Raw genomic sequence first — 23655 nt, 5'->3', positions numbered from 1 at the left:
GTGGTCGATAACTGCGTGTGACCTGCGAATATGCGAATCTCAAGAAACGCACATTAGAACACGTTTCATTTTTCGGATTCAGTGACTACCCTCACAGGAGAAATCACCATTGCGGGTGGAATTCCCGGCGGATCGATGTCGTCGGGGCGAATGGAGGATGTGACGTGAAGACAAAGGGTGCACTGCTTCGGGAACTCAACAAGCCGTGGCAGATCGAGGAGATCGAGATCGGCGACCCCAAGGCCAGTGAGATCAAGATCCGCATGGAAGCGGCCGGCATGTGCCACTCGGATCATCATCTGATGACCGGCGGCATCCCGATGGCGGGCTTCCCGATCCTCGGTGGCCACGAAGGGGCGGGCGTCGTCGAACAGGTCGGTGAGGGTGTAACCGACTTCGAGGTCGGCGACCACGTGGTGCTGTCGTTCATCCCGTCGTGTGGCAAGTGCCCGTCGTGCAAGGCCGGTCTGGCCAACCTCTGTGACTTCGGTGCGATGCTCCTGCAGGGCGAGGCGGTGTCGGACAACACCTTCCGCATCCACACCGCGGCGGGGGAGAACGTCTACCCGATGACGCTGCTCGGCACCTTCTCGCCGTACATGGTGGTGCACGAGGCGTCGGCGGTGAAGATCGACAAGGACATCCCGTTCGAGGTCGCCGCCCTGTGCGGCTGCGGTATCCCCACCGGCTACGGCTCGTCGACCCGCAGCGGTGACGTGCGGCCGGGCGAAGATGTCGCGATCGTCGGCGTCGGCGGTGTCGGCACCGCCGCGCTGCAGGGTGCGCTGATCGCGGGCGCCCGCAACATCTTTGCGATCGACCCGGTCGAGTGGAAGCGCGAGCAGGCCCTGAAGTTTGGCGCCACCCATGCTTTTGCGTCGGTCGAGGAAGCGGCGATGTCGATCGCGGAGATCACCCACGGGCACATGTGCCACAAGGTGATCGTCACGGTTGGCGAGGTCCACGGCAAGGACGTCGACACCTGGATGGGCATCACCGCCAAGGCGGGCACCTGCGTGCTCACCGGCATGGGCAACATGATGGAGAGCGATGTGACCCTCAACCTCGCGATGCTGACCCTGCTGCAGAAGAACCTGCAGGGCTCCATCTTCGGTGGTGCCAATCCCAAGCTGGACATCCCGAACCTGCTGTCGATGTACAAGCTCGGCAAACTGAACATCGCCGACATGATCACCCGGCAGTACCGTCTCGACCAGATCAACGAGGGCTACCAGGACATGCTCGACGGCAAGAACATTCGCGGCGTCATCCGCTACACCGACGAAGATCACTAGCCGTTCGTAAGTTGCGATGGCGGTCGGGTCTCGTACTCGGCCGCCATCGGTGTGTCTGGGCCGGAGCGCGGCGGTAACGTGGCCTGTTGTGGCGGCACTCGAAGCGTTGGCGGACTGGCCGGTTGACCGTGTGTCAGGGGCGCTCATCATGCCCGACGGCGTGGTCGAGGAGTTCGGCGACACCGGTGCGGTCTTCGAACTCGCCTCGGTCACCAAGCTTCTCGTGGCCGAGGCGGTACTCGTCGCCGTCGAGGAGGGGGCGGTCGAGCTCGACGATGCCGCCGGGCCTCCCGGCGCGACGGTCGCGCATCTGCTCGCACACGCGTCGGGCCTGGCGTTCGGCACACGCGACGTCGAGGCGCCGGTAGGGGAACGGCGCATCTACTCCAGCGCGGGTTTCGAGGTGCTGGCCGAGGTCGTCGAATCGGCCACGCAGATCGCCTTCCCGGAGTATCTCGCCGGTGCGGTATTCGAGCCGCTGGGTATGGCGTCCTCGGAGTTGGCCGGTCCCGCCGGACATGGTGCGCGGTCGAGTGTCACCGACCTCACGGCGTTCGCGTCCGAACTCTTGGCGCCACAGCTCTTGTCCCGGGAGACCTCAGATCTGGCGACGTCCGTGCAGTTCCCGGGGCTCGACGGCTTTGTGCCCGGCTACGGCAAGCACCGCCCGAACGACTGGGGTCTGGGGTTCGAGATTCGCTCGAACAAGTCGCCGCACTGGACTGGATCGTCGAATTCGCCACGGACGTTCGGGCATTTCGGCCAGTCCGGCACATTCCTGTGGGTCGACCCCGAACTCGGCGCCGCATGTGTCGTGTTGACCGACCGCGACTTCGGAGCCTGGGCCAAGCCGCTGTGGAGTGAGTTCAACGACGCCGTGGTAACGGCGATCCGGTCGTCGGACTGATCCGGCCGGTGACCGGGGCCGTTGAGCTACGGGAATCTGTACGTGCGAGGCCGCCCAAGTGCACAGTGCAGTCGGTCGGGCCGGGGCGTACCGCTTTCCGACGGCAGTTTCGTCACGTAAGTGATAGATAATCGCACGAGAAACTGGCGCAACACGTGCACCATGGGGCACAATAAACCACAACGATGTGATATCCGGTATCGCGAGGTGTGTTGGGGAAGACGTTCCTCGTCGACAACCGGAGGTGAAGACGGTGCGCAATCTGAACCAGTTTGCGGACATGACGACTGGAGTGGTGTACATCCACTCGGCGCCGGTGGCGCTGTGCCCGCATGTGGAGTGGGCTCTGTCGTCGACCCTGAATGCGCGGGCCAACCTCAAGTGGTCCGCGCAAGAGGCCGACCGCGGATTGCAGCGCGCGACGGTGGACTGGGCAGGCCCGGTGGGTACCGCGGCCCGCTTGGTCACTGCGCTGCGCGAGTGGTCGGCGCTGCGTTTCGAGGTCACCGAGAACGCCAGCGACGGCGTCGACGGCGAACGCTTCAGCTACGTACCGGGTCTTGGTCTGTGGCGCGGTTCGACGAGCGCGAACGGCGACGTGGTGATCGGGGAGATGCAGCTGCGGACGATGATCGAGGCGCAGCCCGACAGCGCCGGCCTCGCCGGTGAAGTGGAAGCCGCTCTCGGAACCGCGTGGGACGAGGCGCTGGAGCCGTATCGCATGGGCGGTGCGGGCGCCGAGGTCACCTGGCTACAGCAACGGGTCGGCTGAATTTCGTCAGCGGGCGGGCGCTGCCCTTCGAGGCTCGCAAGCTCGCACCTCAGGGAGCGGTGGAGGCTCGCAAGCTCGCACCTCAGGGAGCGGTGGAGGCTCGCAAGCTCGCACCTCAGGGAGCGGTGGTTCACACCTCAGGCAGTGGTGGTTCACACCTCAGGCAGTGGTGGTTCACACCTCAGGCAGTGGTGGCAGGCAGCCTACAGCGGAATGTTCTTGTGCCGCCCGCGTCGTGCCGGTGCGGCCGCGAGGGCCTCGGCGATGATGCTGCGGGTCTTGGCCGGATCGATGATCTCGTCGACCACGCCGATCGACTGAGCGCGTCCCACGCCGCCCGCGATGGCCTCATGCTCGGCTGCGAGACGCTCGTGCAGGGCCTCTCGCTCGTCGTCGGGTGCGGCGGCGAGGGCTTTCTTGTGCAGGATGCCGACGGCTGCCTTGGCGCCCATGACGGCGACCTCGGAGCCGGGCCAGGCGTAGACGGCGGTGGCGCCGAGGGCACGCGAGTTCATCGCGATGTAGGCGCCGCCGTAGATCTTGCGGGTGACCAGGGTGACCCGCGGAACGGTGCATTCGGCGAAGGCGTGCAACAGTTTTGCACCGCGTCGAACGACGCCGTTCCATTCCTGGCCGACACCGGGCAGGTAACCGGGGACGTCGGTGATGACCACGAGGGGAACACCGAACGCGTCGCAGAGGCGGACGAATCGGGACGCCTTCTCGGCGCTCTCGGAGTTGAGGCAGCCGCCCATGCGGAGCGGGTTGTTGGCGATCACGCCGACGCTGCGGCCGGCGAGCCGGCCGAATCCGGTCACGATGTTCGGGGCCCAACGGGCTTGCAGCTCTTCGAAACTGGAGATCTCGGTTTCGCCGTCGGCGGCGAGCTGGGTGTCGAGCAGCTGCTCGACGATGGGGTGCACATCGTAAGCGCGTCGATTGGACTCGGGGAGAAGGGCTTTGAGGTCGGTGTCACCGGCCTGCGCCTGCTCGCGGTTGAAGTGGCCCTGTCGGCTGAAGGTCGACACGAGACGCCGTGCGCGCCAGAACGCGTCGGGCTCGGAGTCGGCGACGATGTGGCACACGCCGGACTTCTTGCCGTGGGTGAGGGGCCCGCCGAGCGATTCCATGTCGACGTCTTCGCCGGTGACGCTGCGGACGACGTCGGGGCCGGTCACGAACACCCGGCCGGCCGGAGCCATGATCACCACGTCGGTGAGTGCCGGACCGTAGGCGGCGCCGCCTGCGGCGAAACCGACGACGACGGAGATCTGCGGGATGTAGCCCGACGCGCGGACCATCGCCTCGAAGACCTGGCCGACCGCGTGGAGAGCTTCGACGCCCTCGGCCAGTCGAGCACCGCCCGAATGCCAGATGCCGATGACCGGCGCCTGTTCGGTGATGGCGGTGTCGATGGCGTTGACGATGTGGGCACACCCCACGACACCCATGGCACCGCCCATGACGGTGCCATCGGTGCAGTAGGAGACGGTACGAACGCCGTTGACGAGGCCGATCGCCGCCTGAACGCCCGATTTGTCGCGCGAGTGCAGCAACGACATCGAGCCTTCGTCGAAGAAGTTGGTCAACCGCAGCAACGGGTCGCGGGGGTCGGCAGCTTCTTCATGGCCGCTGATCGGAGCCAAGGTCGTCATTCGCGGTCTCCTGCAGGGTGTCGGGGGTGTGTTGGCGGATTCAGTAACGACCGAAGGCGATCGCCACGTTGTGCCCACCGAATCCGAAGGAGTTGTTGATCGCGTAGTCGATCTGTCCATAGCGGGGCTCGCCGTGGACGACATCGATGTCGCACTCCGGATCCTGGTTCTCCAAGTTGAGCGTGGGAGGGATGACCCCTTCTTCGACGCTCTTGATGGTCAGCACCGACTCCAGCGCCCCGACTGCGCCGATGGAGTGTCCGAGTGCCGACTTGGGTGCATAGACCGCAGCGTGCTGGCCGACCGCCGACACGATGCCGACGGCCTCGGCGGTGTCACCGATGGGTGTCGCCGTGGCGTGGGCATTGATATGGGTGATGTCGGTCTTGCTCAGACCTGCGGTCTGGATGGCGCGGGCCATGGCCCGCGCGTTGCCCTGACCGCTGGGGTCGGGGGCAACCAGGTGGAAACCGTCGGACGTGATGCCCGCACCGAGAACGCGGGCGTGGATGTGAGCGCCGCGCGCCTTGGCGTGCTCTTCACGCTCGAGGATCAGCATCGCGGCGGCCTCGCCGAACACGAATCCGTCACGGTCCTTGTCGAACGGCCGGGAGGCGCCCGCAGGATCGTCGTTGCGTGTGCTCATCGCCCGCATCATCGAGAAGGCCGCGATCGGAATCGCATCGATATGACCTTCGACGCCACCGGCGACGACCATGTCGGCGTCACCCATGACGATGTGACGCCACGCGTGTGCGATCGCCTCGGCGCCCGAAGAGCAAGCCGAGACAGGGGTGATCACTCCGGCGCGCGCGCCGACATTGAGGCCGGCAACCGCGGCCGGACCGTTGGGCATCGCCATCGAGACGGCCAGCGGGGAGACCTTGCGGTAGTTGCCGGACTGCTCGATCGCCTTGACGTTGTCGACCATCGCGTCACCGCCGCCCTGACCGGTACCGATCACGACAGCGAGACGCTCGGGATCGACCTCGGGCTCACCGGCGTGCGCCCAGAGACGCTTGCTCATGACGTGCGACACGCGCTCGACATAGGCCATACGACGCGCCTCGATGCGGGTGACCTCCTCGGCGGGGTCCTTGAGCATCCGCCCGCCGATACGGCACGGCAGTTCGCCGTACTGGGTGACGAAGTCGTCGGTCAGCAGCCGGATGCCGGACTCGCCGGCGAGAAGACCCTTCCACGTGGAGTCGAGGTCTTCGCCCAGCGAGGTGGTGGCCACCATGGAGGTGACCACCACGCTCGGGAAGTTCCCGCCCAGCGTCGAATATTCGCGGAGGGAGGGGGAGCTCACGAGTTCTTGTCTGCCTCGACCTGGGCGGCGATGGCAGCTGCGGCCTCGGGGTTCTCGGCTTCGAGCTTCTGGATGTAGGCAACCGCGTCACCGACGGTGCGCAGGCCGGCGAGATCCTCGTCGGGGATCTTCACGCCGTACTTGTCCTCGGTCTGCACGGCGATCTCCACCATCGACAGCGAGTCGATGTCGAGGTCGTCGACGAACGACTTCTCCAAGGTCACCTCGGACGGCTCGATGCCGGTGACTTCCTCGATGATTTCGGCGATGCCGGCAATGAGTTGTTCCTGGGTGGCAGCCACTGTGTGGTTCCCTTCTTGATTCTCTTGGGTGATTACTCGCTCCGGAGCGCGACGAGGGCAGCATTCGCCCACGGGCGCTTGGACAACCGGCACACTGCCGATCTTCCGGGGGTCAGGCAACTAAGCCGTGACCGCTATCCAAGTTCGGTGATCTTCGCGATGTCGGCGGGCGCCTTGAGGGCGACCGCGGGGGTGCCCTTGAGCTCGCGCTTCGCGATGCCGACCAGCGTGCCGGCCGGCGGGAGTTCGACGATTGCGTTCGCGGCGTTGTCGCGGAGGTAGGCCGAGCACAGGTCCCAGCGGACCGGGCTGGTCACCTGGGCGACGAGCTTCGTCAGTGCGTCCGCGCCGTTCGCGACCGGCTGACCGTCGGAATTCGACAGCAGGGTGCGGTTGGGGTCGGCCGGGGTGATCCGCGCAGCCGCCTCGGCGACAGCCTCCTGGGCCGGCGCCATGTAGCGGGTGTGGAATGCACCGGCGACGGCGAGCTTACGGATGCGCGCCTTTTCCGGCGGAGCGGCGATGAGTTCGTCGATCGCCGATTCGGCGCCGGCGGCGACGATCTGCCCGGCGGCATTGCGGTTGGCCGGTACGAGGTCGAGTTCGGCGAGACGTGCCAGCACCTGCGCTTCGTCACCACCGAGAACGGCGGCCATCGTGGTCGGTTCCAGTGCGCAGGCCCGGGCCATCTCGGCGCCGCGGACGGCGGCGAGGGTCACAGCCTCGTCGGAGCTGATGACTCCGGTGATGGCGGCCGCGGCGAGTTCGCCGACCGAATGGCCGGCCACGACCGCGTCGTCGGGGAGTTCGCCACCCTTGCGCACCTCGTCGAAGGCCAGGAGCGCCGAGGCGACGACGAGCGGCTGGGTGACTGCGGTGTCGGTGATTTCCTCCGCGGTCGCGGAGGTGCCGAGGCGTTCCAGATCGAGGCGGGTCAGCTTCGACCAGGTCGCCAGTTGATCACGCGCGCCAGGAAGATCCAGCCACGGCGTGAGCATGCCGGGCGTCTGGGAACCCTGTCCGGGGGCAAGCATCGTTAGCACGTGACCAGAGAACACCGTTTGAACGACATATGTGGGTGTAGAGAAGCATGAACCTTGTCGAGCACTTTTGTGGGGTTCCTACAAACTTCACCTTGGCGTCACCTGGTTCGTCATCACACTGAGATTCGTTACCCAACCGTGTCTTCGGGCGCTCTAACTGCGGAAACGTCGAAATGGCCGTGTTACGGATGTTTCCTATGTTGCTTGTGAAGGCGATTCGTGTCGGAAGTGTGTCAGTCGACCCACAGTCGCTGCGATCCTCAGTACGTACGCGTCGCGCGGGTTAGTTGGATCACGTCCTGTGATTTCTGAAATTTTCTTCAGTCTGTAACGAACCGTATTTGGATGGATATACAGAACACGGGCGCACGACTCGACCGAACCGCCCGAGTCGAGGTATGCCTCCAAAGTGGAGTTCAGCGTGGCCCCACCCTTCTCCAGCGGTCGGACGAGGGATTCGCTCAATGCGGCCATCGCGGAGTCATCCCCGTTCAGAGCGCGTTCGGGGAGAAGTTCGAGGCTGTGCACCGGTCGTGGTGCGTTCGGCCACCCGACCACGGCGGTGATTCCGGACATGGCCTCGGTGGCGCTCGCGTGCGCACTTCCCAGGTTCGGCATGGTGGGACCGATCACCACCGGACCGTCGGCGAAATGGCCGAGCAGGGCGGTCGTGAACTTCTCGGTCGGTTTGATCGGGCCGCTGACGATGGCCACCAGCAGCGAGCCTTGCACCACCGACAGCGCCGACCGGTCGTGTGCACGTGCGGTGTTGTGGATCGCGAGGGGGACCGACACGTTCTGCTCGGGCGGTGGCGCGCCGACGATGACCGTAGCGGGGGCGTCGGAATCCCAGTTCAAGGCTGCGGCTCGGGAGAGCAGCTGCGGCCCCGTGTCGCCGCGGACCACGGCGTCGACGACGAGTGCCTCCAGGCGCGAGTCCCACGCGCCACGTGATTCCGCCGCCGACGCATAGATCGAGGCCGCGGCGAAACCGATCTCGCGGCCGTAGCGCAGGACCGACTCGGTGAGCGCTCGGAGCTGCGCGTCGTTGCGGGCGAGAAGCGGCAACCACTTCTCGAAGAACTCCATCGCGACCCGCACCATCTCGACCGTCTGCAGCAGCGTGATGCGTCGGGCCAGATCCTGCGGCACCACCTGGAATGCCTGGACGGTGAACTTGACGTTGCCCTCGGGGTCCTGAATCCACTCGACGAAGTTGACGACGGCGGTCTGCACCACCAGTTGCACACTGGCCCGCTGCGCGGCGTCGAGGTCGCCGAAGTACGGCAGCTGATCCTGCATCGAGTGAACCGCCTCGGTGGCGAGACGGCCGCTGTACTGCTTCACCCGGCGCAGCAGTGTGTCCGGCAGGGCGTCGTGCACAGTGGCCGGCGCAGGCACGTGTGCACCACGCTCCCCGAACACGTCGATGCTCGGGGGCTGCTGGTTGATCCGTGCGTCCGACACCACTCCAATGTAGTGGTCGGTGGAGGTGGTCGAGACCGTGCTCGACGGTCCGGTCTGCTCAGGCGCTCCCGGTATCCGCGAACGAGACCTCGGCCGCCGAGACGTCGGTGATCTTGTACTTGTCCGCCGCCTCGCGTGCGACGGTCATCGGGATGTGCCCGTCGCGGGCGAGTGCGACCAGAACGCCGACGACGATCGACTGCGCGTCGACGTTGAAGAATCGCCGCGCGGCCGGTCGGGTGTCGGAGAAGCCGAACCCGTCGGTGCCCAGGGTGAGGTAGGTGCCCGGCACGTAGGCGCGGATCTGTTCCTGCACGCCGCGCATGTAATCGCTGACCGCGACGAACGGACCGGGAACCTCGCCGAGAACCTCGGTCAGGTACGCGCGGCCGCCGTCGGTCGACGGTTCGCGCACCGCGGCCCGATCGGCCCGGATGCCGTCGCGGGCGAGTTCGCTCCACGACGTCACCGAGTAGACGTTGGCGCCGACATTCCACTCCTCGGCGAGGATCTCCTGGGCGCGCAGGGCATCGGGCATGGTGATCCCGGACACCAGGATGCTGGCCGGGTGTTCCTTGCCCTCCGGCGCGTCGGCGAAGCGGTAGATGCCCTTGAGGACGCCGGCCACGTCCAGATTCTCCGGCTGCGGGGGCTGGCTGAACGGCTCGTTGTAGACGGTCAGGTAGTAGTAGATGTTCTCCGGATTCTCGCCGTACATGCGCTTGAGACCGTCGGCGATGATGTGGCCGAGTTCGAAGGCGAACGCGGGGTCGTAGGCCACCACCGCCGGGTTGGTCGCCGCGAGAAGCGGTGAGTGCCCGTCGGCGTGCTGCAGTCCCTCACCGGTGAGCGTCGTGCGTCCGGCTGTCGCGCCGATGACGAAACCGCGGGCCATCTGGTCGGCGGCGGCCCAGAAGCTGTCGCCGGTCCGCTGGAAACCGAACATCGAATAGAAGATGTAGAGCGGGATCATCGGTTCGCCGTGCGTGGAGTACGACGTGCCGACGGCGGTGAACGACGCCGCCGATCCGGCCTCGTTGATGCCCTCGTGCAGGATCTGCCCTTCCGAGCTCTCCTTGTAGGCGAGCATCAGCTCGGCGTCGACGGCCGTGTACAGCTGCCCGTTGCGGTTGTAGATCTTGAGGCTCGGGAACCATGAGTCCATGCCGAAGGTGCGGGCCTCGTCCGGGATGATCGGGACGATGCGCTTGCCGATCTCCTTGTCGCGCAACAGGTCCTTGAAGATGCGGACCAGCGCCATGGTGGTGGCCACCTGCTGCTTGCCGGATCCCTTGCCGCTCGTCTTGAGCGCCTGGCTGACGTCGGGCTTCAGTGCCTTCGCCTTGGTCCGCCGTTCCGGCAGCGATCCGCCGAGCGCCTTGCGGCGGTCGAGCATGTACTGGATCTCCGCCGACTCGGGCCCGGGGTTGTAATACGGCGGAAGGTAGGGGTCCTTTTCGAGCTGCTCGTCGGTGATCGGGATCCGGTTGTTGTCGCGGAAGGCCTTGAGATCGTCGAGGGTCAGCTTCTTCATCTGGTGGGTCGCGTTGCGTCCCTCGAAGTGACTGCCGAGCAGATAGCCCTTGATGGTGTGCGCGAGGATGACGGTCGGCTGCCCCTTGTGGGCCATCGCTGCCGCGTAGGCGGCGTAGACCTTGCGGTAGTCGTGTCCGCCGCGCTTCATCTCCCAGATGTCGGCGTCGGACATGTTCTTCACGAGTTCCTTGGTCCGCGGGTCGCGGGCGAAGAAGTGGTCGCGGATGAAACCGCCGTCGTTGGCGCGGTAGGTCTGGAAATCGCCGTCGGGCGTGGTGTTCATCAGGTTGACCAGCGCGCCCTCGTGGTCGGCGTAGAACAGCTTGTCCCACTCGCGGCCCCAGATGACCTTGATGACGTTCCAGCCGGCGCCGCGGAAGAACGATTCGAGCTCCTGGATGATCTTGCCGTTGCCACGGACCGGGCCGTCGAGTCGCTGCAGGTTGCAGTTGACGACGAAGGTGAGGTTGTCGAGACCCTCGGTGGCGGCGAAGCTCGCGAATCCGCGCGACTCCGTTTCGTCCATCTCGCCGTCGCCGAGGAACGCCCACACGTGCTGGTCGGAGGTGTCCTTGATGCCCCGATCGTGCAGGTAGTGGTTGAACCGGGCCTGGTAGATGGCGTTCATCGGTCCCAGACCCATCGAGACTGTCGGGAACTGCCAGAACTCGGGCATCAGTCGGGGGTGCGGATACGACGGCAGGCCGCCACCCTCGCCGGCGTGGCTGTGTTCCTGGCGGAAGCCGTCCATGCGGGCCTCGTCGATGCGGCCCTCGAGGAAGGCACGTGCGTAGATTCCCGGCGCGGCATGGCCCTGGATGAAGATCTGGTCGCCGCCGCCGGAGTGGTCGAGGCCGCGGAAGAAGTGGTTGAAGCCGACCTCGTAGAGGGTGGCCGAGGACGCGTAGGTCGAGATGTGGCCGCCGACGCCGACGCCGGGTCGTTGCGCACGGTGCACCATGATCGCGGCGTTCCAGCGCAGGATGCGGCGGAACCGGCGTTCGACCGCCTCGTCGCCCGGGAACCAGGGCTCGCGTTCGGTGGTGATCGTGTTGACGTAGTCGGTCGAGGTCAGCGACGGGATGGAGACCTGCTTCTCACCGGCCCGTTCCAGCAGCCGCAGCATGAGATAGCGCGCTCGGGATGGTCCGGCGTGATCGATCAGCTGATCGAAGGATTCCAGCCACTCGCCGGTCTCCTCTGGATCGATGTCGGGCAGGTACGACGCGACTCCTTCACGGATGACGCGGACGCGATTGGAGTGACCATTCCGCGAGAGATCGACGGTGCCGTCGCTCCCTGTCGATGTGTCGCTTCCGCTCGCGCTTGCCTGTTCGGTCGGTGCCTCATGGGTCACTGTGTTGCCTACTCCCTCGACTCGGCCGGGCCAACGGGTGGAGGTCCGGCGTCCGATGACATGGGCGCCGCTTCCTCGGAGATGGTGAGAACTGCGGTGTCCCTCTCACATCGTGCCCCATGTGAGGTCGCTTGGCACCGGGTGCGGCGGTGTTGGCCATCTCGCGCGTCATGGGTGCGGTAGCGTTTGGTCCTTATTACTGACGCGTAAGGAGTTGAGCATGTGGGGCGGACCGGCGCGGAGACGTTTCGCCGCGGCGTCGGCGACTCGTCTGGTGGCGCTGTTCGTGGGTCTCGCCGCAGGTGCTCTCGTGCTGTCGTCGTGCGCGACGACGCTGCCCGGACACGGCGTGGCGGCGCCGGGCGAGGTTGCCGCCTACCGGTCCGAGGTGACCGCGGCGCGTCAGTCGAAGGCGAAGACGGCCGGTGTCGAGCTGTGTCGTGAGGCGATGGCCGCGATGGTGGTGATGGTGCGGGGTTACAACACCTTCGTCGGTCGGTTGAACCAGGCGCACAACTACCCGGCGGTGGGCGATCTGGACAACAAGGCCCGTGCAAGCCTCATCGCCGGTGCCGATCAGATTCGTCCGCACATCACCGGCGTGACCCCGGCAGACGTCGCTGCTCCGGCCCGGGCGTTCCTGGCGTCGAGTGGGCGGTTGGAGGACGGCATCCGTCGCGAATTGTTGGTCGCACTCAACCCGATCGCGAGCGGCTGGACCGGCGACAAGCAGCGCCTCCTCGATGCCTGTGCACCGTACGTACCCATGCCCGCGGCCACGTCCGCGACACCGCGTCCGTCGGCGACGCCCGGGTGAGCGCCCGCTCGACGCAGTGGCCGGGGGAGTGCAACAAAACGAATCCGTTCATGCCTCCCAGTGGAACTGAAAGACATGCCCTAGGCTGTTCTCTAAGTTCGTCCAGCACCACATTGGCACTTGTAGGAGGTTTCGCGCGGTGGTAGCCGCCACAGACGGTAGCTCGGGGGGTAGTAGGGCCGACAAACTCGGTCTGGAATCCGGCATGGTTGTGCAGGAGCTGGGTTGGGACGAGGACACCGACGACGACCTGCGTGCAGACATCGAAGACGCCATCGGAGCCGAAATGCTCGACGATGACGCCGACGACGTCATCGACATGGTCCTCCTCTGGTGGCGCGACGATGACGGCGATCTTGTCGACGAGTTGATGGATGTGATCTCGCCGCTGGCCGACGACGGGTTCGTGTGGGTGGTCTCGCCGAAGACCGGGAACACGGGCTATGTCGATCCGAGCGAGATCGCCGAGGCCGCGACGACTGCCGGATTGACGCAGACGTCGGTGGTGAACCTGGGTGAGTGGTCGGGGTCCCGGCTCGTTCAGCCCAAGGCCCGCCCCGGAAAGCGCGCATGAACGACGCGTCACCGACAGGGCCGTTGCCCGTCGGTACCCGCGCGCCCGATTTCGAATTGCGCGACCAGAATCATCAGGTCGTGTCGCTGGAACGACTCCGCGCAGACGGCTCGGTGCTGGTCGTGTTCTTCCCGCTGGCGTTCACCGGAACCTGTCAGGGCGAACTCGGCCACATCCGCGACAACCTGCCGCAGTTCGACAACGACGCGCTCACAACGGTCGCGGTATCGGTCGGGGCATCACCCACGCACAAGGTCTGGTCGTCGGCGCAGGGATTTCTGTTCCCGATCCTGTCGGACTTCTGGCCGCACGGTGCGGTCGCACAGGCCTACGGGGTGTTCGACGCCGAGCGGGGGATCGCCAACCGCGGCACCTTCCTCGTCGGACCGGACGGTGACATCGTGTTCTCCGACGTGGTCGGCCCCGGTGAGGTGCGCGAACAAGCGTTGTGGGACAAGGCATTCACCGCGCTGGGCTGAGACACGCCCCAGTGGTTCAGTTCCGAGTGCGATCGGACCGGGCGAGGATGTCGAGTTCGGCGATGATGCGGTCGGTGTCGGGTCCGTAGCGACGTGTTTGGGCGCGGGTTGCCCAGTCGACGAGATATCCCAGTGGGATCGGCCTCGGGTCGTCGACCCGGCGGTGCGTGCGGTACACGATTACGGCGATCGGTAGCACGATGGCGATGGCGAGAACGATGGTGAGTGCGGTCATGGAAGAAATCATGCGCGCATAAAGTTCCTGCCAACAGAGGCGGGAAAGACATTGTTCGCAAAGAATCTGCCACACTGGGTGTGTGTTGCGATCCATCGGAGTACTCCTGTTCGGAGACGTCGCGCTCTTTGAGTTCGGCGTGCTCAGTGAGGTCTTCGGCCTCGACCGCACCGACGACGGTGTGCCTGCGTTCGACTTCCGCGTCGCGTCGCCCGAACCCGGCGCAGCGCTGAATGTGGGAAACGGGGTGACGATCGCGGCACCGCACTCGCTCGAGGACTGCCGCGACGTCGACCTGGTGGCGATTCCCGGTGGCAGTACCTCAGGCGATTACCCGAGCGAGATCCTCGAGACGTTGCGCACGGTGGTCGACAACGGAGGACGTGTGCTCACCGTGTGTTCGGGCGCCTTCGTCGCCGGCGCGGCCGGCCTGCTCGACGGTCGGCGGTGTACGACGCATTGGCGCTACGGCGCGAAGCTGGGACGCATGTACCCACAGGCGCGGGTGGACACCGATGTCCTGTTCGTCGACGACGGTCCGATCACCACCAGCGCGGGCACGGCCGCCGGGATCGATGCCGCACTCCATCTCGTGCGCGAGTCGTGGGGTCCGGCGGTGGTCAACCGAATCGCTCGGCGCATGGTGGTGCCACCGCACCGCGACGGCGGCCAGCGACAGTTCGTCGACATGCCGATGCCGACCTGCGCCGACGCCGGGTTCGGGGAATTGCTGGAGTGGATGGTCGAACACCTCGACCGCGATCTCACCGTCGACGATCTGGCGGCCCGGATGCACATGTCGGGGCGGACCTTTGCTCGGCGATTCGTCGACGAGGTGGGCGTCGCACCGCGCCGGTGGCTCACCGAACAACGCGTGCTGGCTTCCAAGGGGCTGCTCGAACAGACCGACCTGCCCATCGAGGAGGTGGCGAGGCTCGTCGGGTTCGCGTCGGCAACGCTTCTTCGGCATCACTTCGCCTCGGCAGTCGGCGTCGCGCCGCTGGCCTATCGGCGTCGGTTCGCGTGTGCGAGCGACGTCCCCGTGTCGCAATGATGGGACTCACGCCGACGCAGATTCAAGGCAACGCCGGTTGCCGACTCGCGTCAGGGCGTCGGAGTTCCGATGGCGAGCCGGTTCGGCGGGGCCGCGGCCGGCGGCGGGACAGGCTTGGGGGCCGCAACCACGTCCGACGACCGCAGCAGGCACGTCGCCGGCGGGAAGTCGGTGGCGGGGAAGACGGTCGCGAGCGCGATCGAGAACCGGTAGGCGCGTTCGACGTATCCCGGTGCGGTGTAGTGGATGCCGTCGATGAACCACGACGGTTTGGTCTCGGCGGCCCAGTCGTAGATGCGCAGGTTGGGGTACCGCTCGCAGGCCTTCACCAGTGCGCGGTTGAATCGGCGCATCGCTGCGTTGTTGTAGGCCGGATTCTCGTTGAGGCTGCTGGTGATCACCGTCGGCCACATGACGGGCTGATCCTTCAGTGGCCCGAGGAGTCGGTCGATGCGCATGCTGAGCGGACCCGGGCCGCCGACCTCGATGTTGGCGGTGTCGTTGATGCCCATCGCCATCACCCAGCATCCGCGTTCCCCACGAGCAAGATGCCCGGCAATCGCGGTGGCCGCGTTGGGTTCGCCGTTGACCGTCTCCAGGCTCGACCGTGCGCCGACGATGTCGGTGATGACCGTCCGCGCCCCGACCTGCTGGTAGCGGCCGGTGATCCGCTCGGACGCCCGCGGGAGGGTGTCGATGCTGTTCATGCCGATCGAGGTGGAGTCGCCGATGTGGATGACCGTTCGGCACCTGGTGCGCCGGTCGACAACGGGGATCGTCGGGCCGTATCGGACGGCGGGTGACGTTGGAGCGAGCTCGGTGGCCAGTGCCGGGTCCGCGCCCCCGTCGTCGGGCGCAGACGCCTTGATAGCGCTGATGGCAACCAGCGTCCCGACCGCCAGCGCTGTCACCACAACCAGCGAGACCGCCAATCGCGGCACCCGGTCAAACAGTCGTTGCGACTCGGGCGGACCTGCGGGGACCGTCTCCAGTTCGCGTTCGTCGGTGAGGGCCCTGACGGTGTCAGGTGCGGGGTCGGTCTCCGGAGCAGGGTCGGTGTCAGGTGCGGGGTCGGCGGACGCCGCGATCTCGCCGTCCGGTTCGGCACTGTCGGTACCGGTATCGGTATCGGCGTCGACCGCTGCCGTCTCGATGACGCGGACCTCGGAGTCGGATTCGTCGACGGTGTCGTCGGCAGTCTCGTTGAGGACAACCGCGTCAGCAGGCTCGCTGACCGGTGCGTCCTCGGCAAGTTCACCGTCGGAGCCTTCGGCGTCCTCACACTCAACCGGCTCGGGCGTGTCGTACTTGGGTCCATCGTCGGGCGCATGTGCGACGGTCTCGTCGAGGGCGATCTCCACCTCGATCGGCTCGTCTGTCCGGTCAGCGTCGGGGGCGTCGGTGTCGGGCGAGTCAGCGTCGGGGGCATGCGCGTCGGAGTCGAGTACTGGCACCGGGGATTCGACGGCGTCAGGCCTCGGGCTCTTCTCGCCGCGCGCTTCCAGCCGGGCGGCCAGCCCCGTCAGCACACCGAGCAGGCGGGTGAGCAGGTCGATCAGCTTCTGTACCAGCTGCTGGCCCATGGGCTTCCTCGCAATCGGTTGGGTACTGAAGGCGGCGCGCAGGCCGTGGCGGCGGATGGGATCTTCGACGTAGCGCCACGAGGCCCAGGACAGCAACAGAGTGGCCAGAATGACGAGGGTGCCCGCGGCGACCGGATGCCCGACTCGGACGTTGGCCGGCAGGAAGGCGATCACAGGCATGTGCCACAGGTAGATGCCGTAGGACCGTTCGCCGATCCATCGCAGCGGGGCGATTCCCAGCGCGCTGGCGACGAGGGTCTCGGGGACGACGGTGGCGACCAGGACCGCGCAGGTCGCGATCGTGAGAACGGCGATGCCACTGCTGTAGAGCGACATCGCGCCGTCTGGGGTGGCGCGGACCAGGTGCACGATTGTCGCCAGTCCGATCAGGGCGATCACGTCGATCACGCAGCGCTGGTTGTGTGTCACCGTCCGTGGGCGGGCCGGCCACCAAAACGCAAGCGCCGCACCGAGAAGAAGGCCGCCGGCGCGGGTGTCGGTGCCTTCGTAGGCGCGCGTGTTGTCGATTCCTGCGTGCGCGACGGCGTCGAGCAGAAGGAACGAAATCAGTGCGAGTCCGATGATCGCCACCGTCACGAAGACCCGGCGCCGCAAGAGCAGTATCAGTCCCAGAAGGAGCAGCGGCCACACGATGTAGAACTGTTCCTCGATCGACAGCGACCACAGATGATCGAACGGCCCCGGGCCGAGAAAGCGGTTGAAGTAGTCGTCGGAGACGGCGATGTTGTGCCAGTTGTTGACATAGAACGACGCGCTCAATGCTTGCTGTGAGTACTCGCCGAGCTTTGCCGGTCGAGCGATGGCCGCTGCGGCGAGCGACGTCACGAGCACCAGGATCAGTGCCGGCAACAGACGGCGCGCGCGGGAGAGCCAGAACTTGTTCAGCTCGAACCCGCCGGTGCGTTCGCGCGAACGCAGCAGCAGCGACGTGATCAGGTAGCCGCTGAGCGTGAAGAAGACACCGACGCCGAGAAGCCCACCGGTGAACCCGGGCACATGAAGGTGATAGAGGACGACGAAGGCAACTGCCAGCGCACGGAGTCCGTCCAGCGCTGGCAGGTAGGTCGTCCCCGCGTGGGCGGGACGTGGCATTGGTTGTGGCTCAACCTCGGTGGGGGATGGGAAACAAGCCTGGAATCGTCGACGGCAGCGTCGAACGAACCAGTGGAGTCAGCTTGCGAGTGTATACGGGCCGACTTCAGTTCCGCGTCCCCCGGTCGGTCGAATAGTTGGGGGCAGGAGCGAGCGGTCAGGCGATCCAGTTCATCCGCGGCGTCGTCGGAGACGGGTTGGGATATGCGGTGGCAAGCGCGTCGGCGAATCGAGCGTTGCGTTGGGCGGTCCCGGCCGCGGTGTAGTGGATGCCGTCGGAGAAGAGGTTGGCGTTGGCGTGTGCTGCCCAGTCGTAGACGGCGAGGTTGGGGTACCTCGAGGTCGCTCGTCGCAGCGCGTCGTTGAAGCCGCGCATGGCGGCGGCGTTGTACGCCTTGTTGCTTGCCGCCGGCGTGGTGGAGACCGTCGGCCACAGGACAGGTTGTCCGCGAAGTTGAGTCATGATCCGGTCGATGCGTTGATCGGCGTTGACCCGGCTGCCCACCGCGATGTTCGCCGCGTCGTTGACCCCCATCGCGATGACCCAGCAGCCGCGTTCGCCTTTGGCGAGGTGCGCCGCAGTGGCGTCGGCAGCATTCGGTTCGCCGTTCACGCGTTCCACGATGGAGCGCCCGCCGAGTGCGTCGAGCGTCACCGTGCGTGCGCCCACTCGCTGGTACTGCGCGGTGAGGCGATCGCCGGGAGTCGGCACGCGTGCGGCGTCATCGACGCCGACCGAGGTCGAATCGCCGATCTGGATCACTCGATCGCATCCGGTGCGGCCGTTGCCGGTACCCGGCTTCGGTAGGAGGTCGCGGATGATCGGGAGTTGCGTGAGCTGGCCGAGCAGGTCGACGGAGCTGTTGGCGTCTGGGGTTTTGATGTCGGGGTTCGGGGCGGCGTGGGCACCGGCCGCGCCGAAAGCGGTCAGCGCTGCAGCGACCGCAGCGACGAGGCCCGCACGTCTAACCAGCGTGCGGGCGGGGCGTGGGCGTCTGTTAGTCACAATGACCCCACTAAACAACACCTGTAACAGTGCTGGCAATCCGAAGAGCACAACGATTGGGTCAAGCGGACGTCGCGGAAGTGCAACCTCGACGCCCCTCGATGGGTGATAGAATTCACTCATTGCGTCTATCAAGCGTCAATCGAGCGAGGCAAGGGGCGGCTTTCGTGGCGACAAACGTCGGGGTGGCACCGGTAGCGAGTTCGGACAGCGCAGAGGTGCGCGCCGACGTCATGAAAGAGTTCCGGAGCACACCGGGAGTGCGCTTGGGGGACTCTTCGGTGGCGTGGCCTTCGATCAGGTTGCCTTGCCCGAGGTTGCTGCGGCGGTCGACCGCTCGGGCAGGTTTGCCGAGAACTTCAGTGATCGTGGCTTTCGTGGGGGTCTGTCGGCGATGCTCGCAACATGGGGCGACCCGGCCGACCGCGCTGCCGAGGCTCGGTGGCTCAAGGAGCAACACAAGGCAGTTCGTGGCCGTGGTCGGGGCGCATATCGCGATGTCCGGTACAGCGCCCTGAAACCGGAGAACTGGAAGTGGATCGCGGTCAGCGGGATGATGCTGTCGCTCAACACTTTCGAGTTCTGCACCGGCATCCGGATGAATGCCGCCGAGCGCGAAGTCGGCTATCAGATGCTGCGCGAGGTGTTCATGGACCTGGAGTTGCCGAGCGCTGCGGGAAAGTTGCCGCCGACGCTCGCCGACGCCGATTCGTACTACGAGGAGATGGTCGAGACCAAGCTGGCATCGACACCTTTCCTGGTGGAGCAGTTTGCCGGGCTCACCCGACTGCCGATGCCCACCTTGGGCATGAAGCCCCTGGAACGGGTGGTGATGCGGCCCCTCTGGTATGCATTGCGCCCGGTGGTTGGCCGCGCCATTGTTGTCTCCTGTTCCAAGGCAATGCATCCGGGCGTGCAGAAGCTCACCGGGTTCCGCCTGCGACCGCACCACGACGTCGAGTTCGCCATCATTTGTGCGTTCCTGCAGTTGTCCTGGAAGGTACTTCCGGACCGTGTCCTGCTACTGCCACTCGCTCGCAACCGGCTCGAGTACGAGAAGCTGGTGAGGGCGCACCGCAAGTACGGCTTGGAATCCTTCGCCGTCCCAGAGGGGCGATCGGGCTGTCCCGTGTAGACGGTGCGCCCGCGTATATCTCTTTTCACACGTCAGTGGGAGCACACCGGTCGGAGGCCGGCAAGGGTGTAACGGTGCGCGCAAAGGGATTCGAACCCCTGACCGCTGGTGTGTAAGACCAGAGCTCTACCGCTGAGCTATACGCGCTCGGGCGCCTGCTGGGCGCGCCAACAAACGAATGTAGCGGCTCACCTGCCGGGACGGCAAAACCGTTAGTAGGCGTCAGCCGACGGCTCGCCGGTACCGTTGCGCCGCGCGTTCGTGGTAGGCGGCGACCTCGGCGCATTCGGCGCGTAGCTCGTCGGGCTCGATGATGGTGAAATCCGCGTCGAACGCGCGCAGCCAGCGCGCGATCGAGGTGAGCGACGTGCTGAACACGATCAGCTCGCAACTGTGGTCGTCCCCGGCTTCGATGACGCCCCAGGAGTCGTCGACCATCGCGGCGACCGTCTCCATGGGCGCGTGGATCCGAACGCGTGCGGTGGCCTGGCGATACACGGCACCGAGATTGCGGGCCAGGTAGGCGGCGGCGCTGTCGTCGGGCAACTCTCGCGGCGTGAATCGCGGACCGGTCGGTGTCTTGGGCGTCATCCGGTCGACCCGGAACGAACGCCAATCCTCCCGGGCCAGATCCCACGCCACCAGATACCAGCGGTAACCGTTGCGCACCAGACGATAGGGCTCCACCTCGCGGCGGCTTTCCTCGCCGTTGCGGCGTCGGTAGTCGAAGCGCAGAAGCTCGAGGCGATGGCACGTCGTCGCTATTTCGGTCAGCGTGTCCGCGGAGAGGGCGCTGTGCGGCTGCTCGCGGGGCACGGCCTCGACCCGCAGCGCGTCGAGACGGTGGCGTAGTCGCGACGGCATCACCTGCCGCAGTTTGGTGAGCGCCCCGGCGGACGCCTCGGCCATGTCGGCGACCGGCCCGGTGGTCACCGCGTCGAGCCCGAGCGCGACCGCGAGCACTTCCTGGTCATCGAGCAGCAGGGGCGGCATCTCGGCACCGGCGCCCAGGCGATAACCACCCCCGACGCCGACCGTCGCATCGACCGGATACCCCAGTTCACGCAGCTTGTCGACGTCGCGGCGGACGGTCCGGGTGGTGATGTTCAGACGGTCGGCGAGCTCGTTGCCCGACCACTCACGCCGCATCTGCAGCAGTGACAGCAGGGCGAGAAGACGAGCCGACGTTTCCAGCATGGTTCACATGCTGCCGCATGTTGCGGACAACTTCTGACCGCATTGACAAGAGCGGATCAGCAGGTGATGTACGACGTCGGGTTGGAGGTGGTGTCCAGCCACTTGCCGTAGGCGTCGCCGCCGATCTGGCTGCGCAGGGCGCAGATCTCGCTCAGCGTTGTACCCGCGACTTTGTACACGGCGTAGATTGGATTGCCGTTGAGATTCTGCCGCAGTGACGGACAGGACTGGTCGGTGCGCAGGTAGCTGAAGCCCGGATACGAATTCAGGTAGCCCTGGACCTCGGACGCGTACTGCCCCGGTGTGACGGCGTTCGCGACGACAACGATCCCGGTGCCGTCGCAGGCCGGGCGGGAGATCGGGGTGGCCAGGCCGAGATCGCCGGCACCCCGCTGCGGGGTGGTCGGCTGGGTCGTCGTCGGCACGAACGGCGGGGTCTGTCCGGCCGTCGTCTCGACCGTCGTTTCGGCGGTCGTCTCGGTCACCTGCGGTGTCGCGCGTTCGACGGTCACGGTCTGCGGCTCCCGCGATACGTCGGCCGCGTTCTTCGAGTCGTCGGAACCCGACGTGAAAAGCACCCACCCGACGGCGCCGATCGCGATCACCAGCACGACGATCGCGGTGAGCGCCGCCGGGACCGCGATCGACCGTGACTTCTCTGGAGCCGGGTAGCTCGGATACGGCGGATTCGGATACTGCGGATTCGGATTCGGCGGATTCGGATACTGCGGGTTGGGATGCGGCCCGGAGAAGCGATCCGCGGACGCCCGCAACGTCGGTTGACCCCCGGTGGGCGGGGGAGGCGACACCGGGCGCGCGGCCGTCGAGAGGTAGGCGGGCGGCATCGTCGGAGGCGCTGAAGGGGTGACCGTCGGGGGAGCGACGCGCGGCGTCAAGGTCTTGATGCCGGTGGCAGTCTGTAAGGCCCGGGCGTCGTCGATCATGTCCCCGGCGCTCAGGTATCGCTGCGCCGGATCCTTGGCCATGGCGCGGGCGATCACCGAGTCCAGCGGCGACGACAAGCTGGGCGGCTGCTTGGCGAGGTGGGCGGCGATGAGTTGCTCGACGGTCGTCGCGCTCGCGAACGGGTGCGCTCCGGCGAGACATTCGTAGAGCACACATCCGAGTGCGTAGATGTCCGCCGGCGCACCCAGTGGGGAGTCGCCGAACCGCTCGGGTGCCATGTAGCCGAACGATCCGATGGCGGTCCCGGCGCTCGTCATCCGGGTGTCCGTGTCTGCCTGCGCCAGACCGAAATCCACCAGGTAAGCGAAATCGCGACGGTCGATGAGGATGTTGTCGGGTTTGACATCACGGTGGATCAACCCGCCCCGATGCGCGGTGTCGAGGGCGTCGGCGATCTGGCTCAGGATCGATAGCGCACGACTGGGCGCGAGGGGACCTGTTGCGTCGAGCAACGCCCGCAGATCGTGGCCGTCGACCAGTCGCATGTCGATGTAGAGCAGACCCTCGATCTCGCCCCAGTCATGAATCGGGATCACGTGCGGGTCGTTCAGCGAGGCGGCAACCCGGGATTCACGGAGGAAGCGATCCCGGAATGCGGGGTCGTCGGCGACGGATTCGCGCAGCAGTTTGAGCGCGACCACCCTGCCCTTGCGGGTGTCGGTGGCGCGGTAGACCTCGCCCATACCGCCGCGTCCGAGCAGGGCGTCGATCTTGTAATGCCCCAACACAGAACCGGATCGATCCTCCTGCACGTGATCAGCGTAGTGGCTCGACGCCGACGGTCGCGACCGTTGCAGCCGATCGCACCGATGCGTCCATGTCCGCCCGATACGGTGAAAGCACAGCCCACATGTGAGGAGTTCGGATGGCGACGACGATCCTGCCCATCGGCCCGGTGACCGAAGGCCTCGTGGCCGCCTGGGCGGGTATCCGCGGCCTCGCCGAGACCATGGACGCCGATCAGTGGGGCGTGCCATCTGTGCTCCCGGGCTGGACCAACGCCGACATCGTGGCCCACATCATCGGGACCGAGAGCCTGCTCGCCGGGCGTGATGTCGCGGCAGTGGACGTGAGTGCGCTTGCGCACGTGCGCAATCCGATCGGTGAACTGAATGAGAAGTGGGTCGAGCATTTTCGTGGGCAGCCACGCGCAGATGTGCTCGCAGCGTTCGACGAGATCGTCGCCCTGCGCACCGAGGCCCTTGCGGCGATGGGCCAGAACGACTTCGATGCCGCGTCGATGACCCCTGCCGGTCCCGACACCTACGGCCGGTTCATGCGGATTCGCATCTTCGACTGCTGGATGCACGAGATCGACCTGAGCGACGGCATCGGCGTCGCGTCACCGGCCGATACCGGCGCTGCGCAGTGGGCGATCGCCGAGATCGCGGCCTCGCTGCCGTTCGTGGTCGGCAAACGCGCAGGTGCGCCCGCGGGCACCTCGGTCCTGTTTCGGATCACCGGCGCCGCGCCGACCGACGTTCGGATCGTGGTCGCCGAGCGCGCCGTCGCGGTTGATGAATTCGAGGCCGGCGCCGGGAACGCAGCGAGCGGGCCGAATCTGCCCGGCGACGACGCCGCCACTGTCCGGCTCACGCTCGACGCGATCGATCTGGCTCGACTCGCCGGCGGACGACGCGACGCCGACCCCGCAGCAGTGACGGTCGAGGGTGACCGGGAGATCGCCGACCGGATTCTGACGAACCTGAACTACGTGATCTGATTCGAAGAAGACTGTTTCGGTCGTCGAACTGTGAGAACTCGAGTTGAGTTGGAGAACGCGAGTGCTGCAGCACTCGCGTTCTCCAACTCGGCACTGGTTGTCGTGGGTGCCGGCTATCGGCGTGGCG

20 protein-coding genes and 1 tRNA gene are annotated in these 23655 nt (G+C 66.3%); 9 read left to right on the top strand and 12 right to left on the bottom strand.

What is annotated here, in order from left to right; translation table 11 throughout:
* Window positions 1-164: 164 nt before the first annotated feature.
* The 3 genes from ACWDTF_RS22915 (at window position 165) to ACWDTF_RS22905 (ending at window position 2974) form a co-directional block, all read left to right on the top strand.
* Window positions 165-1295 carry an NDMA-dependent alcohol dehydrogenase gene (locus ACWDTF_RS22915; RefSeq protein WP_449755121.1) on the top strand — a complete coding sequence of 377 codons (1131 nt, stop codon included), beginning with the start codon at window positions 165-167 and terminating at the stop codon, window positions 1293-1295.
* A gap of 88 nt (window positions 1296-1383) precedes the next feature.
* Complete coding sequence (locus ACWDTF_RS22910; protein ID WP_449755120.1) at window positions 1384-2202, top strand: serine hydrolase domain-containing protein; 819 nt, start codon at window positions 1384-1386, stop codon at window positions 2200-2202.
* A 253-nt stretch (window positions 2203-2455) separates the two neighbouring features.
* A complete protein-coding gene (locus tag ACWDTF_RS22905) occupies window positions 2456-2974 on the top strand; it encodes a DUF3145 domain-containing protein (protein WP_240862248.1) in 519 nt (172 codons plus the stop codon).
* Window positions 2975-3177: 203 nt separating this feature from the next.
* On the opposite strand, the gene ACWDTF_RS22900 is transcribed toward ACWDTF_RS22905, so the two are convergent.
* The 6 genes from ACWDTF_RS22900 to aceE form a co-directional block, all read right to left on the bottom strand.
* The gene (locus tag ACWDTF_RS22900) at window positions 3178-4629 is read right to left on the bottom strand and encodes an acyl-CoA carboxylase subunit beta (protein ID WP_240862249.1); all 1452 of its coding nucleotides are present in this window, start codon (window positions 4627-4629) and stop codon (window positions 3178-3180) included.
* A gap of 40 nt (window positions 4630-4669) precedes the next feature.
* A complete protein-coding gene (locus ACWDTF_RS22895) occupies window positions 4670-5941 on the bottom strand; it encodes a KasA/KasB family beta-ketoacyl-ACP synthase (RefSeq protein ID WP_308221091.1) in 1272 nt (423 codons plus the stop codon).
* The gene (gene acpM, locus ACWDTF_RS22890) at window positions 5938-6243 is read right to left on the bottom strand and encodes a meromycolate extension acyl carrier protein AcpM (protein WP_240862251.1); all 306 of its coding nucleotides are present in this window, start codon (window positions 6241-6243) and stop codon (window positions 5938-5940) included. Before acpM ends, ACWDTF_RS22895 begins: the two co-directional genes overlap by 4 nt.
* A gap of 134 nt (window positions 6244-6377) precedes the next feature.
* Complete coding sequence (locus tag ACWDTF_RS22885; protein ID WP_240862253.1) at window positions 6378-7286, bottom strand: ACP S-malonyltransferase; 909 nt, start codon at window positions 7284-7286, stop codon at window positions 6378-6380.
* Between the two features lie 195 nt (window positions 7287-7481).
* Window positions 7482-8753 (bottom strand): helix-turn-helix domain-containing protein, encoded by a 1272-nt coding sequence (locus ACWDTF_RS22880; RefSeq protein ID WP_433255293.1) that lies wholly within the window; start codon window positions 8751-8753, stop codon window positions 7482-7484.
* Window positions 8754-8811: 58 nt separating this feature from the next.
* Window positions 8812-11646: a pyruvate dehydrogenase (acetyl-transferring), homodimeric type gene (gene aceE / locus ACWDTF_RS22875; RefSeq protein ID WP_449755119.1), complete on the bottom strand. Its 2835-nt coding sequence runs from the start codon at window positions 11644-11646 to the stop codon at window positions 8812-8814.
* A gap of 220 nt (window positions 11647-11866) precedes the next feature.
* Between aceE and ACWDTF_RS22870 the strand changes: the two genes are divergently transcribed.
* From ACWDTF_RS22870 to ACWDTF_RS22860, 3 genes are all read left to right on the top strand, one after another.
* Window positions 11867-12463: a hypothetical protein gene (locus ACWDTF_RS22870; protein ID WP_240862260.1), complete on the top strand. Its 597-nt coding sequence runs from the start codon at window positions 11867-11869 to the stop codon at window positions 12461-12463.
* A gap of 139 nt (window positions 12464-12602) precedes the next feature.
* Window positions 12603-13037 carry a DUF3052 domain-containing protein gene (locus ACWDTF_RS22865; RefSeq protein WP_240862262.1) on the top strand — a complete coding sequence of 145 codons (435 nt, stop codon included), beginning with the start codon at window positions 12603-12605 and terminating at the stop codon, window positions 13035-13037.
* On the top strand, window positions 13034-13516 hold the full coding sequence (locus ACWDTF_RS22860) for a peroxiredoxin (RefSeq protein ID WP_240862264.1): 483 nt from the start codon (window positions 13034-13036) through the stop codon (window positions 13514-13516). Before ACWDTF_RS22865 ends, ACWDTF_RS22860 begins: the two co-directional genes overlap by 4 nt.
* A 16-nt stretch (window positions 13517-13532) precedes the next feature.
* Here the strand turns inward: ACWDTF_RS22860 and ACWDTF_RS22855 are convergent, their stop codons facing one another.
* The gene (locus tag ACWDTF_RS22855; protein ID WP_240862267.1) at window positions 13533-13751 is read right to left on the bottom strand and encodes a hypothetical protein; all 219 of its coding nucleotides are present in this window, start codon (window positions 13749-13751) and stop codon (window positions 13533-13535) included.
* 82 nt (window positions 13752-13833) lie between these two features.
* On the opposite strand from ACWDTF_RS22855, the gene ACWDTF_RS22850 reads away from it, so the two are divergent.
* Window positions 13834-14805, top strand: coding sequence for a GlxA family transcriptional regulator (locus ACWDTF_RS22850; RefSeq protein WP_240862269.1), 972 nt, complete (start codon window positions 13834-13836; stop codon window positions 14803-14805).
* A gap of 50 nt (window positions 14806-14855) precedes the next feature.
* Here ACWDTF_RS22850 and ACWDTF_RS22845 read toward each other — a convergent pair whose 3' ends face one another.
* Both ACWDTF_RS22845 and ACWDTF_RS22840 read right to left on the bottom strand, forming a co-directional pair.
* Entirely contained in the window at window positions 14856-17501 is a 2646-nt protein-coding gene (locus ACWDTF_RS22845; RefSeq protein ID WP_433255286.1) for an acyltransferase family protein, read from the bottom strand.
* A 157-nt stretch (window positions 17502-17658) separates the two neighbouring features.
* Entirely contained in the window at window positions 17659-18507 is an 849-nt protein-coding gene (locus tag ACWDTF_RS22840) for an SGNH/GDSL hydrolase family protein (protein ID WP_449755118.1), read from the bottom strand.
* Window positions 18508-18793: 286 nt separating this feature from the next.
* On the opposite strand from ACWDTF_RS22840, the gene ACWDTF_RS22835 reads away from it, so the two are divergent.
* Window positions 18794-19642 (top strand): oxygenase MpaB family protein, encoded by an 849-nt coding sequence (locus tag ACWDTF_RS22835; RefSeq protein ID WP_449755117.1) that lies wholly within the window; start codon window positions 18794-18796, stop codon window positions 19640-19642.
* Window positions 19643-19717: 75 nt separating this feature from the next.
* On the opposite strand, the gene ACWDTF_RS22830 is transcribed toward ACWDTF_RS22835, so the two are convergent.
* The 3 genes from ACWDTF_RS22830 to ACWDTF_RS22820 all read right to left on the bottom strand — a co-directional run bounded on the left by ACWDTF_RS22830 (window position 19718) and on the right by ACWDTF_RS22820 (window position 22557).
* A tRNA-Val gene (locus tag ACWDTF_RS22830) sits at window positions 19718-19789 on the bottom strand.
* Between the two features lie 75 nt (window positions 19790-19864).
* Window positions 19865-20839 carry a helix-turn-helix transcriptional regulator gene (locus tag ACWDTF_RS22825; protein WP_449755116.1) on the bottom strand — a complete coding sequence of 325 codons (975 nt, stop codon included), beginning with the start codon at window positions 20837-20839 and terminating at the stop codon, window positions 19865-19867.
* Window positions 20840-20895: 56 nt separating this feature from the next.
* Window positions 20896-22557, bottom strand: a complete 1662-nt coding sequence (locus tag ACWDTF_RS22820; protein WP_449755115.1) for a serine/threonine-protein kinase — start codon at window positions 22555-22557, stop codon at window positions 20896-20898.
* Window positions 22558-22670: 113 nt separating this feature from the next.
* Here ACWDTF_RS22820 and ACWDTF_RS22815 point away from each other — a divergent pair, with 113 nt between their 5' ends.
* On the top strand, window positions 22671-23528 hold the full coding sequence (locus ACWDTF_RS22815) for a maleylpyruvate isomerase family mycothiol-dependent enzyme (protein WP_240862277.1): 858 nt from the start codon (window positions 22671-22673) through the stop codon (window positions 23526-23528).
* The last annotated feature ends 127 nt before the right edge of the window (window positions 23529-23655 follow it).

This window comes from Gordonia sp. NPDC003422, from assembly GCF_053588675.1.
This window is presented reverse-complemented; position numbering and strand designations above follow the sequence as displayed.

What these genes read in the sequence shown, in the direction of transcription:
- ACWDTF_RS22855 (WP_240862267.1), bottom strand. Translation starts at nt 13,751, where the DNA reads ATGACCGCACTCACCATCGTTCTCGCCATCGCCATCGTGCTACCGATC.
- ACWDTF_RS22860 (WP_240862264.1), top strand. Translation starts at nt 13,034, where the DNA reads ATGAACGACGCGTCACCGACAGGGCCGTTGCCCGTCGGTACCCGCGCG.
- ACWDTF_RS22900 (WP_240862249.1), bottom strand. Translation starts at nt 4,629, where the DNA reads ATGACGACCTTGGCTCCGATCAGCGGCCATGAAGAAGCTGCCGACCCC.
- ACWDTF_RS22845 (WP_433255286.1), bottom strand. Translation starts at nt 17,501, where the DNA reads ATGCCACGTCCCGCCCACGCGGGGACGACCTACCTGCCAGCGCTGGAC.
- ACWDTF_RS22815 (WP_240862277.1), top strand. Translation starts at nt 22,671, where the DNA reads ATGGCGACGACGATCCTGCCCATCGGCCCGGTGACCGAAGGCCTCGTG.
- ACWDTF_RS22870 (WP_240862260.1), top strand. Translation starts at nt 11,867, where the DNA reads ATGTGGGGCGGACCGGCGCGGAGACGTTTCGCCGCGGCGTCGGCGACT.
- ACWDTF_RS22825 (WP_449755116.1), bottom strand. Translation starts at nt 20,839, where the DNA reads ATGCTGGAAACGTCGGCTCGTCTTCTCGCCCTGCTGTCACTGCTGCAG.